Source organism: Vibrio quintilis, assembly GCF_024529975.1.
GTDB classification, from domain to species: Bacteria; Pseudomonadota; Gammaproteobacteria; order Enterobacterales; family Vibrionaceae; genus Vibrio; species Vibrio quintilis.
The window spans coordinates 151,966-168,737 of sequence record NZ_AP024898.1; the positions used below are offsets into that span (position 1 = coordinate 151,966).

General features: G+C 44.3%; 16 protein-coding genes. 9 read left to right on the plus strand and 7 right to left on the minus strand.

The window, feature by feature from the left end:
- The first annotated feature begins 103 nt into the window (after positions 1-103).
- Together ppsR and OC443_RS19415 are read left to right on the plus strand one after the other, a co-directional pair.
- Positions 104-937, plus strand: a complete 834-nt coding sequence (gene ppsR / locus OC443_RS19410) for a posphoenolpyruvate synthetase regulatory kinase/phosphorylase PpsR (RefSeq protein ID WP_073583665.1) — start codon at positions 104-106, stop codon at positions 935-937.
- 60 nt (positions 938-997) lie between these two features.
- Complete coding sequence (locus tag OC443_RS19415; protein ID WP_200796934.1) at positions 998-1,846, plus strand: DUF2971 domain-containing protein; 849 nt, start codon at positions 998-1,000, stop codon at positions 1,844-1,846.
- A gap of 41 nt (positions 1,847-1,887) precedes the next feature.
- Here OC443_RS19415 and OC443_RS19420 read toward each other — a convergent pair whose 3' ends face one another.
- From OC443_RS19420 to OC443_RS19430, 3 genes are all read right to left on the minus strand, one after another.
- The gene (locus OC443_RS19420; RefSeq protein ID WP_073583663.1) at positions 1,888-3,558 is read right to left on the minus strand and encodes a methyl-accepting chemotaxis protein; all 1,671 of its coding nucleotides are present in this window, start codon (positions 3,556-3,558) and stop codon (positions 1,888-1,890) included.
- A 621-nt stretch (positions 3,559-4,179) separates the two neighbouring features.
- A complete protein-coding gene (locus tag OC443_RS19425; protein WP_073583661.1) occupies positions 4,180-4,473 on the minus strand; it encodes a PQ-loop repeat-containing protein in 294 nt (97 codons plus the stop codon).
- 291 nt (positions 4,474-4,764) lie between these two features.
- On the minus strand, positions 4,765-4,971 hold the full coding sequence (locus OC443_RS19430; RefSeq protein ID WP_073583659.1) for a TA system antitoxin ParD family protein: 207 nt from the start codon (positions 4,969-4,971) through the stop codon (positions 4,765-4,767).
- A gap of 812 nt (positions 4,972-5,783) precedes the next feature.
- On the opposite strand from OC443_RS19430, the gene OC443_RS19435 reads away from it, so the two are divergent.
- Positions 5,784-7,490: a diguanylate cyclase gene (locus tag OC443_RS19435; RefSeq protein WP_073583657.1), complete on the plus strand. Its 1,707-nt coding sequence runs from the start codon at positions 5,784-5,786 to the stop codon at positions 7,488-7,490.
- Between the two features lie 74 nt (positions 7,491-7,564).
- Entirely contained in the window at positions 7,565-8,107 is a 543-nt protein-coding gene (locus tag OC443_RS19440) for a histidine phosphatase family protein (RefSeq protein WP_073583655.1), read from the plus strand.
- A gap of 69 nt (positions 8,108-8,176) precedes the next feature.
- On the opposite strand, the gene OC443_RS19445 is transcribed toward OC443_RS19440, so the two are convergent.
- The 3 genes from OC443_RS19445 to OC443_RS19455 all read right to left on the minus strand — a co-directional run bounded on the left by OC443_RS19445 (position 8,177) and on the right by OC443_RS19455 (position 11,089).
- Entirely contained in the window at positions 8,177-8,764 is a 588-nt protein-coding gene (locus OC443_RS19445; RefSeq protein ID WP_073583653.1) for a putative adenosine monophosphate-protein transferase Fic, read from the minus strand.
- A complete protein-coding gene (locus OC443_RS19450; protein ID WP_073583651.1) occupies positions 8,754-9,257 on the minus strand; it encodes a YhfG family protein in 504 nt (167 codons plus the stop codon). The genes OC443_RS19445 and OC443_RS19450 overlap by 11 nt, the downstream gene beginning before the upstream one ends.
- 206 nt (positions 9,258-9,463) lie before the next feature.
- Positions 9,464-11,089: a methyl-accepting chemotaxis protein gene (locus tag OC443_RS19455; RefSeq protein WP_073583649.1), complete on the minus strand. Its 1,626-nt coding sequence runs from the start codon at positions 11,087-11,089 to the stop codon at positions 9,464-9,466.
- A 413-nt stretch (positions 11,090-11,502) separates the two neighbouring features.
- Here OC443_RS19455 and OC443_RS19460 point away from each other — a divergent pair, with 413 nt between their 5' ends.
- The 5 genes from OC443_RS19460 (at position 11,503) to OC443_RS19480 (ending at position 15,897) form a co-directional block, all read left to right on the plus strand.
- Positions 11,503-12,168, plus strand: coding sequence for a hypothetical protein (locus tag OC443_RS19460; protein ID WP_073583647.1), 666 nt, complete (start codon positions 11,503-11,505; stop codon positions 12,166-12,168).
- A 143-nt stretch (positions 12,169-12,311) separates the two neighbouring features.
- Positions 12,312-13,169, plus strand: a complete 858-nt coding sequence (locus OC443_RS19465) for an AraC family ligand binding domain-containing protein (protein WP_073583759.1) — start codon at positions 12,312-12,314, stop codon at positions 13,167-13,169.
- 212 nt (positions 13,170-13,381) lie between these two features.
- Positions 13,382-14,098 carry an AzlC family ABC transporter permease gene (locus OC443_RS19470; protein ID WP_073583643.1) on the plus strand — a complete coding sequence of 239 codons (717 nt, stop codon included), beginning with the start codon at positions 13,382-13,384 and terminating at the stop codon, positions 14,096-14,098.
- The gene (locus OC443_RS19475; RefSeq protein WP_073583641.1) at positions 14,095-14,418 is read left to right on the plus strand and encodes an AzlD domain-containing protein; all 324 of its coding nucleotides are present in this window, start codon (positions 14,095-14,097) and stop codon (positions 14,416-14,418) included. Before OC443_RS19470 ends, OC443_RS19475 begins: the two co-directional genes overlap by 4 nt.
- Positions 14,419-14,622: 204 nt before the next feature.
- On the plus strand, positions 14,623-15,897 hold the full coding sequence (locus tag OC443_RS19480; RefSeq protein ID WP_159440340.1) for a YbhB/YbcL family Raf kinase inhibitor-like protein: 1,275 nt from the start codon (positions 14,623-14,625) through the stop codon (positions 15,895-15,897).
- 75 nt (positions 15,898-15,972) lie between these two features.
- Here the strand turns inward: OC443_RS19480 and OC443_RS19485 are convergent, their stop codons facing one another.
- Complete coding sequence (locus OC443_RS19485) at positions 15,973-16,614, minus strand: fumarylacetoacetate hydrolase family protein (protein WP_073583637.1); 642 nt, start codon at positions 16,612-16,614, stop codon at positions 15,973-15,975.
- Positions 16,615-16,772: the final 158 nt, after the last annotated feature.

Consider the following 16,772-nt stretch of genomic DNA (forward strand, 5'->3'; position numbering starts at 1 on the left):
CGGGTTTTGTTATCGGTATTATTCTTAACTGCTTCGCAGTTGTTAAATCTTATGGCTGCTGTATGGTAGCTTACTCAAATTTATTTTAAATTTTAAACAAAATATGCAAAATAATCATCAAAGTCGTGATGTATTCTATGTTTCTGACGGAACAGCGATTACATGTGAAACATTAGGTCATGTTGTGCTGGGGCAGTTTTCCTTTGTTGCACATGAAAAAACCTTTCCATTTATTGAAACAGAAGAGAAGCTGAATGAATTGCTTCGGATGATAAATTTATCCTACCAGAAAAATGGTATACCACCGCTGGTATTTTTTTCAATTGTTATCCCTGAGATAAGAGCACAACTTTTACAATCTTCTGCGCTTTGTTATGACGTACTGGAAAGTCTGGTACAGCGGGTGCAGGATGATCTGCAGCTGGAACCGAAGCCAAAGCTCCATCGTTCCAGAAGTGTCAGCAAAGATGTGGATACTTATTATGACCGGATTGCTGCGGTTGAATATACGCTGGCCCATGACGACGGGATCACCCTGAAGGGCATAGAGCAGGCCGATATTGTTTTACTTGGCGTCTCCCGCAGCGGAAAAACGCCGACCAGTTTATATATGGCGATGCAATTTGGCCTGAGAGTGGTGAACTATCCATTTATCGATGAAGATCTGAGAAGGTTAAAGCTCCTGCCCGAATTTGAAGTTCACCGGCATAAATTATTTGGTCTGACGATTGATGCATCGCGGTTAGCTGAAATTCGTCAGAGTCGCCTCGCCGGGAGTGAATATGCCAGCCTGCATCAGTGCGAAGAGGAACTGGCAGAAGTAGAGGCCTTATTCCGCAGAGAAGCGGTGCCTTATATCAATACCTCCTCACTGTCGGTCGAAGAGATCTCTACCCGGATTCTGGAAAAAGCAGGATTAAACCGCCGGTTATTTTAACGGTGTTTATTTTTATGACATACGACCGGCGTATAATTTGTTATGTGTTTGATGAGATAAATGCAGGTCATTATGTTAAGTCATCTGGTACAGCAATTATTTAGTGATACTCCGCAATCAACCTTGTATCACTACACGACGCTTGGTGGTTTGTTAGGCATTGTTCAATCGAAAGTGCTGTGGGCCAGCGATGTCCGCTACATGAATGATGCCGCTGAGCTGCATCACACGCTGGGCTTGTTGACTCAGGCTATTCAGGAGCGGATTCACCGGGGAGATGAACAGGCAAGTTTGCTGGAACATTTTGCCCAATGGATAACCGAGCGTCTGAATAAAGGGCATATGCTGTTCGCTGCTTCTTTCCGGGCGAACGGAAACCTGCTGAGTCAGTGGCGTGGATATAGCACCGTGGGGAAAGGCGTCAGTCTGGGTTTTCACCCGGATCACATTATCCACTGGGCCAGAGAGCAGCACTTTCAGGCTGGCCGGTGTATTTATGATCCTGTGCGGCAAAAGCAGCTGGTCGGACAGGCTGTCGATGCGGTTTGCCGGATGAATCTGCCAGAAGACGAGCTGTTTGCGACAGTAGAAACCGACTTACTTCGCCTGGCTGTCTTATTGAAGCATCCTTCGTTTCAGGAAGAAGAGGAATGGCGGGTGATCCTTCCCGTCGTTCATCACGAAATGGATGTCCGGGTCAAATTCAGGGAAGGGAATGCGATGCTGAAGCCTTACACTGAGTTTGCATTGTACAGTCCGGAACAACCGATGGCGCTGGAGCATGTGTATCTGGGGCCCGGGCCGGATCCCACATTATCGGTCAATTCTTTGCACCTTTTCTTTCACCAGCATCAGTTGATGCCTTGCCGGGGCATTGAAGACAGCCATATCCCATACCGGGCGTGCTAAATGTGCCCGGTAAGGTCATCACTATCAGACACCGAACGGCATCAGACTTCGAACTGGTTGACCAGCCCAATCAGTTCACCGGCCTGAGTATTCAGCGTGTTACTGATTTGACGATTATCATTGGCGATGTCTGCTGAATGGTGGCTTTGATCTGAAATCGTGGTGACACGTTCTGAAATATCCTGTCCGACCTGGCTCTGTTCTTCTGTTGCGGTTGCAATGAGTGCATTCATATCCATGATAGTACCAATCGCCTGAACGATGTCTTCAAGGGCTTTACCTGCGGCATTTGCCTGGCTGACGCTGGTATCACTCTGGCTCACACTCATCTGCATCGCCTGGACGGCTTCTTCCGTTGCTGATCTTAACTGATTCAGTACGTCGGTAATGCTGCCGGTGCTTTGTTGCGTTTTTCCGGCCAGCTTTCTGACTTCGTCAGCAACCACGGCAAATCCACGCCCCTGAGCGCCGGCACGGGCGGCTTCAATCGCAGCATTGAGTGCCAGCAGGTTGGTTTGCTCGGCAATATCCTGAATCACTTCCAGTGAGGAGGAAATCTGATGAACGTTGCCTTCAAGGCGGGTGATGACCTGGCTGGCCTGGTCGATTTGCGTCGCCAGTATCTGCACCGAATCAACGGCTGAACTGACTGTTCCCATGGCATCTTTGGCCCGGTCATCTGCTGTCTGAGCGGACTGCGCGGCATTCATTGCATTTTGAGAGATTTCATGGGCCGTTGTTGTCATCTCTGTGATTGCTGTGGCGACCTGTTCAGTTTCTTCCCGCTGTGCGACAGCCAGCGTATCGGCTTCGTTTGCTCTGGATGTCATATGCTTTGTTTCATCAGAGATGGTCCCGCTGACATCCGTGACATTTTTGACAATTGACTGAAGGTTGGCGACGAACGTATTAAAGTTCTGACTCAGCACACTGAATTCCGGAATACGGAATGTATCCATTCTGGCGGTTAAGTCAGCATGTCCGCCGGCAAAAGAAGCAATTGAGGTATCGAATTGTCTCAGCGGGACTAAAATACTGCGGCTGATAAAGAATGCAATGAAAGCCGCGACGATAACAACCATGCCACACATCATCATAATTGCCGTGAAGCCTTCTTTGGTGGCCTGCGCTGAACGTTTGTCCATACTGTTGATGGTCTGTTCAACATCATCAATATAAAAACCGGTACCGATGACCATATCCCACTGAGGCTCATAGACAGTAAAACTGAGTTTTTCTGCTGGTTCTGTTTCCCCGGGCTTAGGGAAATAATACCGGGCAAAACCACCGCCACTTTTTTTACCGTTGTTGACGATATCGCGGATGAACAGGTTGTTTTTCGCATCTCTTGCATCCCAGAAATTTTGTCCGATGCCTTTGCTGCTGCTTCCCAGAAAGAGCCGGGTTCCCTGGCTGTCATAGCCAAACATATAACCGTTATGGCCAAACTTGATCGTGGAGAGTTCCTGAATTGCTTCTTCTCTGGTTGCGCTGCGTTGTTTCAGCCGGGTAAGTGCTGAGTTAGCCAGCTGAACATAAGACTGAAGTTCATTCTCTTTGGCTTGGACCATCTGAGTGCGGACAGCCTGCATTTGCATGGCATTGAGTTCTGATATTTTCATCCCGGTAATCATCATCATGCTGACAACAATCAGAAGCAACGGAATAAAAGACAGAATGTACAGTCGATATTTGATTGAAATGTTAAACATATAGTAAGTCCTTGTTACATCACAAAGACGCTGCCCGGGAATTTACTTCCAGATAATATGGAACGGTGTTCATTTGTGAGTTAAAATATTGAAGAAGAATAAATATGAATGAAATTATTTATTCATACAAATTTTTTATCTTGTCAATTTAAAATGTGGAACCAGCGCCTCAGTTTGATTGTAAGTACCTGTCGGACAGGTAATTAGTATCCGTTCAGGATAAATTATTTCTCTTTATTTGTAATTATATATCCACAGATATAACTAATGACAGATATCATATTTTTCAGGTTGTTAGTCTGTCAGTAATTATATGTCATTAAAAATAATGTGGAAATTATGGGCCAATAAGAAATTATATTCTGTACTTTCGTTTGTCGGAAAAAATTAATCAGCTTGTATGAATAAGAAACATCGGAATAGATAAAAGATGCATATTCTTTATCTGTTTTGGTTCATATATGATATACCCAAACAACCTGAAGATGCAGGATTCAGTGAGATTTGTCAGGCTCTGAATCCTGTATCTTGAGGTCATTTGGGTATAAAAGGGCTGGATCGGGCGATGTCCCTAAATTCTTTGCTGATAAGCCTGTTCTCTGAATGGGGAATGATTGCGGACTAATCAGGTTCTCGTCCGGACACGGAGACTGGCTTGGGAGTCCGGTATTTCAGGATCAGCAGTACAATCGCAACCTGTAAAATGGCGGTGAGCAATAATCCGGCAATAGTTTGTAACTCATTGTATTTTTCAGTGTAAATATATAATGAAACATTCCCAGTCGCGAAAGCAACCCATGTGATCAGTGAGACTCCGGCAGAAGATTTAGTCTTCAGCAGATGAAAAAGCTGAGAAAGTGTTGCAACCGGAAAAATGATTGCCGGTATATAACCAATAATATCAATAATAGTCACTCAGACTCCTTGTATGGAATATTTCTGTATCCCCTGAACGATCTGAATATGCTTCATTCAGGTCATTTGGGCAGATAAATGAATAGATTTCCGTTTGGGGAACAGAACATTATACCAGAATGAAACAGGTGATTCACTCTCTGGTTGTCTCAGAATAAAATTTAACTTTGCAGAAGCTGAATTCAGTCTGGCAGGGAAAGGCGATATAACATGACATCTGTTACCCGCCAGAAATGAGTGGGACGGTAAAATGGTGAAAATACGGTGCAGGTGAGTGGATGAGTTGCCTGATTACTTATCCTTATCTGGTGGATTTATTTTGTTGTTTGTTGGCGACTGATGTTGAACAAGCGAGTAAAGTAAATTGGGATTATCTTCCATCATGCGGCCGATCTGTGCCCAGTATTCAATTTGTTTTGCCGCTGATCTTGACCTGGACTGGCCGATAGCCTTGGCGTTCTCTACCAGGTTATTATCTAACCAAATACTTGTTGCCATATTGTGTCCCTCCGTGACAGCAGTGTTGCAAAGAAGTAGTTGACCTGATTAATTATTCGCTGGCGTTTTTCTTCACAAAAGAAAAAGCTCAAACGAATGACGCGATTTCTGCATTACATCATGTTACAGAGTCTGATTAAATCATAACCAGCCTTGAAGCAGGAAATACGACACATTTTTGCCATGATCTTGAATTTGATCACCTTTTATTATGAATTTTGTGGTTGTTTACAGTATGAATCTCTCAGGTACTGAATTGACTTAAAGAGATAAAATGTATTTTAATGAATGTGAACGTGGTTTTATGTGACCTGCGTTTAGTAAATGCATGAATTTATTGATATTTATATACCCAAGCAACCTGAAACCTGCATCTTCAGGTTGTTTGGGTATATTCCCGTTATACTGATGTGAGTGCTGGAATTGAATTTTCAGATGACATTTTTTATTAAATAAATATTTGACAATGGCAGGTTAAATTATTTTGTATAAATATATCTCTCATTGTTGATCATCTAATGATATTCATCATTAGATGATAGAATTATTTATTTTTGATTGACTGTTAATTTGAATAAATATTTATATACCTAAGCAACCTGAAACCTGCATCTTCAGGTCGCCTGGGTGCAACTGATTCTTCTTTTCACCTGTTGTCGCTGTTCATCGCAGGGAAGCAGCAACATTTTTTATCTGCGTAATTGCATTTCATCCTTTTTCCTGTGAAACAAAGGCAAATTCATACCTATACTTTAGCTAAGACTTCAAACTGATACGGATGATGCCGTGTTTGCTATGCAGCGGGAAGAGTAATGAAACGATTTAAAGGACTGAATTTTATTCCGGTCATTGCGTTATTTATTACCATGGTTTTCGGCGACTATTTATATAACCGGACCTTAGATGACTGGCTGACGGATATGGTGAGTGGCTATATGACTGGTTTACTGGATGATGTGGACTATCAGATTCAGCAGCAGAATATCCATTTTCAGGAAAAAGATATCACGGAAGTGGATGCATTTCTGGATTCACTTTCTCAGGCGAAATTTGGCCGGCGGTTTACCTTACTGGATAGCAATGGCAATGTTTTAGGGGATTCACAGCTGAATATCCAGGAAATTATGCAAATGGATGACCACAGTGACTTACCTGAGATTCAGCAGGCATTGCAGGGGAAAACCGGTGTTGCGAAACATTTCAGTCCATCGATGAATCAGAATTTGCTTTATGTGGCTAAAAAACTGGATATCAAGACAGCGCAACTCAATTCCGGCCAGCCGGAAAAAAGCTATATTTTACGTTTGGCGATGCCACTAAGAACCCTGACTTCAATGGCTGAAAAATTACGGCTGATTGTTCATATTCTTTTAGCATTCTCACTGGTGATTCTTATCTTTACCTCATGGTTTAGTCACAGAAAAATATTTAGTTTGATCAATGAGGAACGGATGCAGCAAGAGGAGAGGATTCAGCAAAGAACCCGGGAAATTGAGTTGTTACACCGTTTAGCGAGTTTGCTTGCAACCTGTAAGTCGATGACAGAAGCACAAGCCGTGGTCTCGGATCTCATTCCGAGAATTATCGGGGATGTGAACGGTTGTGTATCGATTATGCGTGATTCCCGTAATCAACTGGAAATCATGCTTGACTGGGGAGGAAACTGGCCTTCCCGCCCAATCTATTCACCGGATGATTGCTGGTCACTGCGTAAGGGGAAATATCATCTTTCTCATGACGATTATCACAATTTGCCGTGCTCACATATGGAGCAATGTGATGACAATGATTTGACCTTATGTATTCCTTTAGTGGCACATGGTAATACGATTGGTATGTTTCATCTCTATTTTGGTCAGGTGGAAATGGAGATGACAGAAGATAAAAAACGTCTGGCATTTGCGATCTCTGAACATTTAGGGCTGGCGCTGGCCAATATTATTTTACAGGAAAAACTGCGCTCACAAGCGATGATGGATCCGTTGACAAGTCTGTTTAACCGGCGTGCTTTTGAAGAGGTGATAGACAACGAATGGGTTGAATCTGGTCGTAGCCGACAGCCTTTTTCTCTGATGATGACCGATTTGGATCATTTTAAACGTTTCAATGATAATTTTGGTCATGATGCGGGTGATTATGTGCTCAAGGAAGTGGCAAAACTATTCAAAAAAGAGAGCGGAGGGAATAGTGAAGTCTTCCGGATTGGCGGAGAGGAGATCGCGATTGTCAGCACAGATTGCGACAGGTCGCAATCTGTGCAGCTGGCGAATCACTTAATTCATCAGGTCAATGAATTACACTTAAGTATGAATGGGATATCGTTTGGTCAGCTGGGTGTTTCGATTGGCGTGATTACCTATCCGGATTCTAATCTGACGGTTGCTGAACTGATTAAAGCTGCGGATGTGGCGCTATATCAGGCGAAAGAAAATGGCCGCAATCAGGCTGTTCATGGTTATATCGATTCGGTCAAACCACTCTATCCGGGAGAACTGGCGGAAGTGTCAGGCGAATTATGATGGCTTTTCGTTGACTTTGTTAATTTATTCAGCTATTTACGTCGTTATCTATGGATTAAATATGATAAATACTGATGGAAATTGTCTTCGTTCGTCATGGAACACCTGATTACACGCTGGCAGACCAGCGTCGAATGACTCAACTTGAAAAAGACTATGCCCCGCTGACCCGTGAGTGCATTCCATTTATCCGTTCCCAGTCAGAAGCTGCGGTATTTGCTGGTGCTGATTTAATGATTTCCTCCCCTTATACCAGAGCACTTCAGACGGCAGAAATACTCAACAGATCGCTGGGGCTGGAGCTGTTTGTTGAACATGACCTCAGGGAATGGCGGGCTGATCTGGCTGGCGGGCATATTGAACTGAGTGAAAGAGACCGCCGCTGGCATGAATACCGGGCCGGACTGAAGCATGGGCGGCGTATCCCGGATGCGTCATACGAATCTGCTTTCGATCTGAAAGATCGGGTACTGAAGGTTCTGCAGCGCTATCAGCATTGCACTAAAGTGATTGTGGTGGCTCATTTGAATGTTCTGGAAAGCGTATGTGGTTATCAGGAAGCCGGGATTGGATGTGGTGAATACAGAATCTTTTCGCTTCATGAAGTCTGCTCATAAAATGCCTGGGAAGGGATAGATTATGCAGAAATATGTTACTAAAGATGGCGCATATTCAGGCACAGTGATTCAGCGGGAAATACAAATATTCAGAATGGACTTCATTTTGGAATAATCACAGTCAACACCGCGGATATTCGCTTCTATCCATTCTTCCGTATTGACAGTTTCAAAAGAGATCTTGTAACCCGCATTGATAGCCAGATGTTCAAATAATACCCGCTGCGCTCTGCCATTCCCTTCACGAAACGGGTGAATCATATTCAGTTCGCAATAATAAAAAGCCAGCCGGTCAATAAAGTCATCGTAAGTCAGATCGCTCAGGTTATGCTCTTTGGCTAATGCTGAAAAAAGCTGATTTGCCTGAGTTTCAACAAAAGTCATGTTACAAAACCTGGTGGTTCCTTTAGTGATATCAACCCGTCTCAGCTCACCTGCCCAGTCATAAAGATCCTGAAATAAAATGGTATGGATGTGACACAGATAGCTTAAATCATAAGGGGGCTCAGAAAAATCGATCGATGCTGCAGCCACACAACTCAGATCCCGCTCTGCATCCTCCAGCAGGCTGGCATCCTGAATGGATAGTTTATTTTTAAGTACCCGGGTACCGGGATAGCAATATGGGTCGTCCCCGGCGCCGTATTTATCCGACATGACTTAATTGCTCCTGAGCTTTGGTTGTGTAGAGCCTGATCAGCTCTTCCCGTTTTCTTTGCAATTGTTGTTTGCCCTGTTCAGGGCTGAACGCGGCAGGCTGTATGCCCTCCAGCCGCATACTTTCCCTGTAATTCTGCACCTTCACCGAATCCGAATAAGCCTTTTTTTCAGAGAACGAGCAGAGGGCCTTGCGTTTTTTACCTATCACTAATCTGGCGGCTTTTGATTTGACCAGATCGACGGTGGCTAATTGCTTTTTCAGTGCAGCACCCGATTCAAACACCCCCCAAGACCGGATATGTAAATAAGTGGTCTGCTGGTCAGAGACTGCCCCTGTCACTTTTTCAATACACAGGCCCAGTTCTGTGTTTAAAGTATGAATCACGCCTTGGACTTTTCTTTCTGAAATGCCGGTCGCATTCGCGATGAGTTTTGTATTGGGGTATTTATACTGGATAAGTGCGGCCAACACTTCAAATTCATACTTCACTGATATCTCCGGTACAGGTGCGTATAGCATTAAATGTATATCATATTTCACCACACGCAAAGGAGAGGAAACCTGATATACCTGTTAACCCCGTTTCACGAAGTGCTGTGCATTCAGGTGAGTCAGGGTACTTTTTTCTGATGGAATGAAATCAATCAGGCCACTGTCATCAGTGGCCTGTCAGAGAAAGGAGCGTTTCTGAAAGGTTAAACTTTAAATTTGCCCATACTATTTGCCAGTTGGCGGGCAATATCAGAAACGTGATGACTGGATGCGGACACATTGTCTGAAATATTTTTTGATTCATCAGTTTGTGCCTTCAGATCGTGCATTCTGCCATTCACATCTTCAATGACTGAGCTCTGTTCCTCTGTCGCTGCTGCAATCTGAATATTCATGTCCTGCACCACGGAAACCAGTTGCTGAATCTCCTGAAATGCATTGTGCATGGTATCTGCCATCTGCACGGATTCGCCCATCAGGCCACTGCCGGCCTGCATCGCCTGCTGTGTTTCCTGAACGCCCTGAATTAGTCGTGAGATCATAGACTGAATATCTTCGGTTGAATCCTGAGTCCTTTTCGCCAGGGTACGCACCTCATCGGCAACCACCGCAAAACCGCGTCCCTGTTCACCGGCACGTGCCGCTTCTATGGCGGCATTGAGAGCCAGCAGATTGGTTTGATCGGCAATCCCGCGAATCACATCCAGAACTGAGGTAATTTGTTCGGTATCTTCCGCCAGTGATTCAATCTTATCGGTCGCACTCTGAAAGTGCCGGGACAACTCGGTATTCATGCCCTGGTTTTGATCAACTAATGACATGCCGGATGCGGCAGCATTTTTGGCATCTTCGCTTTGGGAAGATGTGTTTTGCGCATTGGTCGAAATTTCTTTTACGGCCTGATTAATCTGCTCAAATGATTCGAACAGCACATCAAGATGATGGACCTGACTATGTGAGATTTCGCCGGTTTTCTGAATCAACTGGTTTAGATCTGTATTTTCACGATTAAGCTCAGAGACATTCCGGACGGCATTTTTGATCAGGTTTTGCAGCTGTTCGAGCAGCATATTGACACTGCGTTCGAGCAAGGACAATTCATTGTCTCCGTCGGCAGGTAAGCGGGTGACTAAATCGCCTTCTCCCTGAGATATATCTTCAATTTTTTCCTGAACAGACCGAAGGGCACCAGAGATAAACTTAGGAATCATATAGACAAAAACGGCGCCGATAACTACAGAAATAATACCAAAGGCAATATTCCATTCTTCCCGCTCAACCGCGAGTGATATTGCATTATCTTCTTTTTCCTCTGCAATTTTTCCGACGAGTTCACCGGCACTGTCTAATTGATCACGAATGGTTGAAAAATCTTTTTTCAGCATCAGATACTCTTTCACCGCTTCATCCTGTTTACCCGCCTGAACCAGGGTAAATAAGCGGGATGCTCTGTTTCTCCAGTGATTGAATTGATTATCAAATCCAGAGAATTTAGAGTGGATTTCCGGGAACATGGCTGTTTTATCCAGATATTTATGCATCCGGTCATAAACCTGCTGCGCATTGTCATCGAAGCGTTCTTTTGCATCGTTGAGCACGGAACTTCCCATGATCAGAATATCCTGCTGGGCTTCCAAAGCCTGATATAAATCCCGATCCGCATTTAAAACACTGCTTTGTGCAGGCATTAAAGTAGATGAAAACAGTTTTATATCACTCTCTAAATCCTTTATTCCCAGTACATTAAATATACTGACACCAATTAAAATTAACGTCATTAATAACAATGGCGTTCCAATTTGGTATCGAAATTCTAAACTTTTCCACATAATGTCTTACCTCAGAAAACGTAAGCCGGGAATAGGTTATAGCCAAGCAACCTGCATTTTCAGGTTGTTTGGGTATTTATATTTTATTTAATTAAAAAGTAATTAACAGGGGGGAAACCGTCAAATATCAAACATGGAAAAACGGGAGTAAGTTTGTTTTTTTATGAAAAGAAGTGTCCTCATGAAATACATTTCAAACTAATGTATGAAATTATGAAACTAATTCCTGATTTTGAGACAGATAATTGGGTACATGTTTTGATTAATAGATAATCAGTTGAGTATGCGGGTATAAAAAACAGGCAAATTATATAGTTCTGAAGCGTTTTTACATAACAATTGCCACTTGATGTGTATTGATGTTGTTTCTTATAATGCATTATCGAACTATGTTTTTTATTTACGGAATATTAATGATGAAATATCACATTGGATGGTTATTTTCACTGGCACTTCTGAGTGGTTGTACGGTGAATCCGGGGGATTCTGAAGCAGAATATCTTAAAAATACACCACGTTATACGATGGAAGGACGACAGGGATATATGCCGGGGCATGATATCCGTTTCAGTCAGTATCACGGGTCAGTGGAGAAAAACTGGGTGAATTCCCGTGGAATTCAGATCCTGGCTGATATGCTGACAGATGATTCTCTGCAAAATGTCTCGGTGAAAGTTCGTGGGCCGGGCCATGAATCAGCTTCACTGGAATACCGGCAGGATTGCGGCTGGAATCTGGTGTCTCTGCTGAATCGGGGCGTGCTTAAACCATTTGATTTTAAAGGTAAAATTCGTCTGAAAGACCGGCTGTGGACATTTGATGACCCAACCCGAATCCGCTATGGCAAGCAGTGGTTTGAACTGGATAAAGATGAATTTGGCACCAAATCGATTGACGCTTATACGGTAACACTGGATGACAAAGTTGTGGCTGAATTACATTTATCCGTGTATCTGGGTGGACTGTCAATGGCGGATTATGTCTGGATAGATGAAAAACAACCGGCAGAAGTGCAATTAATGGCGGCTATGCTGGTGACTTACGCGGCAACCTATGAACCGCCTCAGTGTGAGTCCTGAAACCAGCTGTGAATCAGAACAGGTTTAACACGCCGTTGAGCGTGTTAAACTTTGAAATAAACTGATTAGAGCAAGAACGTACAATCATTCAGGTGAACAAACTGTTTAGTTTGTGAACAGGAATATCGATGCGGGTGATTGCGATGGTGAAAAAGAAAAAATCCGGGAAAGAAAAAGCAGTTTTTCATATTGCTGAAGAACTGGGTGGAATTGAATTGCTGGATGCGCAATATGATAAGCAGACTTTTTCCCGCCACAGTCATGAAGGATACACCTTTGGAGTGATTGAACGGGGGGCGCAAAAGTTCTACCGCAGTGGCGGGAACCATCTTGCGCCCACAGGTAGTATTATTCTGGTCAACGCGGATGATGTGCACACCGGTCATTCGGCCTTTGAAGGTGGCTGGTCATACCGGGCCATGTATCCTTTACCTGAACAGCTATCGATGGCCTTTCAGGCATGTGGGGAACAACTAAGTTATGCCCCTTATTTTCCGTCAGCTGTTGTTCACGATCCTGAACTGGCATACCAGCTGAAAAGTGTCATGCAACTGCTGGAGTATTCTGATAACCGGCTGCAACGCGAAACGTTTATTTATCTGACCCTTGTGCGGCTTATCCGGGCGCATGCCCGCCGCAGGCCCCCGGTTCATTCACCGGTGAAAGTTCAGCGACAATTAAAACTGGCCAAAGAGTTTCTGGATGATTTTCCTCAGGAGAACATTTCTCTGCAGGAGCTGGCGACTATGGTTGCGCTGAGCCCGTATCATTTTGTCCGGGCGTTTCAGAAAGCGTATGGCATGCCGCCGCATGCGTATCAGGTTCAAAGCCGGTTGAGGCTGGCAAAACAGTGGTTAAAAAATGGTTTTCCTGTGGCACATGCGGCTCAGGAAGCCGGGTTTCATGATCAAAGTCATCTGCACCGGCACTTTAAAAAAGCATTGGGAATTACGCCTGGTCAATATATTGAATGTCTGCCCAAATCACCTGAGAATGCCTGATTCAGGGGATTCGGGTATAACAGATAGTTTTTTGATGATTTTTTATTCTTTTCTTTTTTATTCTTTTTTTTAGATATCGGACAGAGCGGTTTCATTGTTGCCAAAGCAATTTTGTACAATTCTTTATACTTGATTGATGTATTAATAGTCTCCATATCATGTTACAGGGATCGCGATCACCTGCAGGGAAAACGTATGGAGAATTCACGGAAATGATCACAACAACAGCAGAAATCCAGGAACCCTCTTCCCGGAGTTTGTTAATGAAGGGAGTCATTGCAATGATGCCATTGAGTATTGCAGTGCTTCCATGGGGAATTTTAGCCGGATCTTATGCAGTTGATTCCGGATTGTCTCCGCTTGAAGGACAGGCGCTTTCCGCCATCATGTTTGCCGGTTCCGCCCAGCTGGTTTCAATTGGGATGTTCAGTGCCGGGGCCGGGTTGTTCTCACTGTTTATCACCATTTTGTTCATTACTTCACGACATTTTTTATATAGCATGTCGATGCGGGACCGAATCAGCAAATTACCAATCAGATGGCGGGTTATTCTGGGTTTTTTACTGACCGATGAACTGTTTGCTGTGATCAATCATCAGGGTCAGAACCAGTTTAATCGCTGGTATGCGCTGGGAGCCGGGCTGAGCTTTTATCTGATCTGGAATCTCGCGACTTTCGCCGGTCTGATTGCCGGTCATATGATTCCGGATCTGAATTCCTTCGGGCTGGACTTTGCCATCGCGGCCACATTTATAGCGATTGTGATTCCTCAGGCCACTTCATTACCGGTTTTTGTCACCGTGATTGTTGGTTTAACCGCATCTATTATATTGAATGTGTATCAGGTTGAAGGAAGCCTTGTGATTGCCAGCTTATGTGCAATGGTCGCAGGTTATGGCACAGAAAGATGCTATGGAGGTTGCCAATGATTATGGCAGAAATTATTATTCTGGCTGGTGTCGTCTTTTTCAGCCGGTACTTTTTTCTCGCGCCGGGAGTGCCTTTTCGGCCGGGTGCCGGATTACAACGCTTTTTGAGTTATTCCGGCCCTGCGGTGTTAACGGTTATTTGGGCACCGATTGTGTTTATGCCGGACCAGAAATTGTGGATGAACTGGCATAATCCATATTTGTGGTCTGCTTTATTAGCCGGTCTGATTGCATGGAAAACAAAAAATGTGTTGTTTACCACAATCAGCAGCATGACAGTGTTCTTAGTTTTACATTTATGGGTGTTACCTGACGTTTAATTGTTCTATACAGGTTACCCTTATCCGGATATCGTCTATACCCCAATAACCTGAATCATGCATCTTCAGGTTGTTGGGTATAAGCCAGAATGAATTCTGGCTTTTTTTGTCAGGTGCGGTTGATCTGTGGTGATGTTTTCTGTCACATTGTGGCCGTTTTTGCAAAAACTCTGCTGTCATTCCGGATTGTTGAAAGGTTCTATTATGAAATTCAGGCTGTTTATTGCCTTTTCTTTATTGTTTGCACTCGCATTGCCTTCTGTGGCGGGGGCTGCCGAACAGAATGTCTGGTATCTGGCTCAGGCTGCGGATAAATTCCGTCAGGGATTTATCCGGGTCACCAATCTGTCCGGGATTTCGGGGTCTATTCAGTTGTATGGGATGGATCATAAAGGAAAAAAGACTGAGATCGTCACTCTGAAAATCAGGCCACAGCAAACGATTACGCTGAATTCTGCTGATATTGAAAATGGCAATCAAAGCAAAGGGCTGAAGAAAGGCATCGGACCGGGAACAGAAAACTGGCGGCTGGTTTTAAATAGTAAGCTGGACTTCAGGGTGAATAGTTATGAGCGTACCGAAGACGGCCTGGTGATCAGCCTGCACGATATTGTTAAAAGTAAAGAAGGGCGTTTTGATGTGCCGTTTTTTAATCCGGGTTCTAACAAAAATCAGATCAGTGTCCTGCGCGTTTATAATGTCGATGATAAAAGGGCAACGGTAAGAATCACCGGAAAAGATGATGAAGGCCGGTCATTCGGGCCGGTGATTTTGTCTGTGACAGCAAAGCATATTGCTGAAATAACAGCGGAAGAACTGGAAAAAGGCAGCAATATCGATCTGTCTTCAGGCCTTGGTGATGGTTCCGGAAAATGGCGTCTGTCGGTGACATCAAAAGAAAACATCCGGCTGATGAGTTTATTGAAAGATAATAAAGGACACGTGTCCAATTTATCCTCAGATGCGGCAGACGACAGTCATTTGTCGCTCTATTCCCGGAATTTTGCCAATGGCGGTGTGATTCCGGACAGGTTCGCCTGTACGGATGTCGGCGGATATAACCAGTCTCCGGAATTTTTCTGGAGCAATGCGCCGGTGAATACAGAAAAATTCGTACTGATTATGGACGATGAAATTGCGCCCTGTGGCGTTCATTCTGACTCCTGTCCGCACTGGAGTGTGGTGAATATTCCTGTCGGTGTCCGTACACTGAAGGAGAATACGGTGGTCAGCAGTTTCGGGGCGACGGAAAATCTGGATGGTTACTTTGGCCCGTGCTCAAAAAGCAATCACGCCTATAGCTTTACGCTTTATGCTCTTGGCTATGGTGCCCCTGATATTTCAGCAACCATGCTGGGACAAAACGGGATCACCCGCAGCATGTTTGAGTCATCTTATCAGGCCTTTATTCTTGATAAAACCACCCTCATGGGGGTATATCGAGTGGCACCGGGTAAAAAAAAGCATAAGGTGAAATAACAGAGAAAACGGGAAGGACGACGGATGGCTGACTCCGTCGTCACTGTTGCCTGGGGGATTAAAGCGAAAACCGGATTACAAAAGACGGTATTGCGCCTCCGGAGGGCTGGCAACCCACTCCGTCTCAATCAGGGTTTTTTCATCACTTTTCAGGCGCGCCAGAAAAATATCGCCATCCTGAATCATTCCCACGCCTTTAGGCGTTCCGGTCATGACAATATCACCGTCACAGAGTGTGGTATAAGTTTTCAGTTCATCGAGAATGGTTTCCGGAGAGTAGATCATTTGTGCCACCGTGCCGTACTGAACCCGGACACAGTTGATAAACAGCTCGAAGCTTAATGTGTTGATATCCAGTCCTTTTAACGACACAAACCGGCTGAAAACGGCTGAACCGTCAAATGATTTGGCCCGCTCCCAGGGCAGTCCCTGCTTTTTGAGCTGTGACTGAAGTGAGCGTTTGGTTAAATCCAGTCCCAGCCCGACAGCATGAAACAGACCGTCTTTGATCAGAAAAGAGATTTCTGCCTCGTAGTGAAGTGGTTCCTGATGAAAGGAAACAAGCTGGTTTGTCACACTGCTGTTGGGTTTGTGGAAAACGACCATTGCTTCCGGTACTGCATTATTTAATTCCTGAATATGCTCCAGATAATTACGCCCGACACAGAGTACTTTTCCGGGCGTCCATTTATGATTTCCCAGGCGAACCGTATTCATGAATTCATCCTTGATTATGAGTGATACAGGGTATTGCGGTTAGTTTAACCGATTCGGGCAGATAACCAAGACTTTGTCTGAACTGAAACGTCAGACAAAGTCTTGTTTTTGAAGCAGGTGCCGATTTATGCCGGGATGATGGATGCCCGGCCAGAATG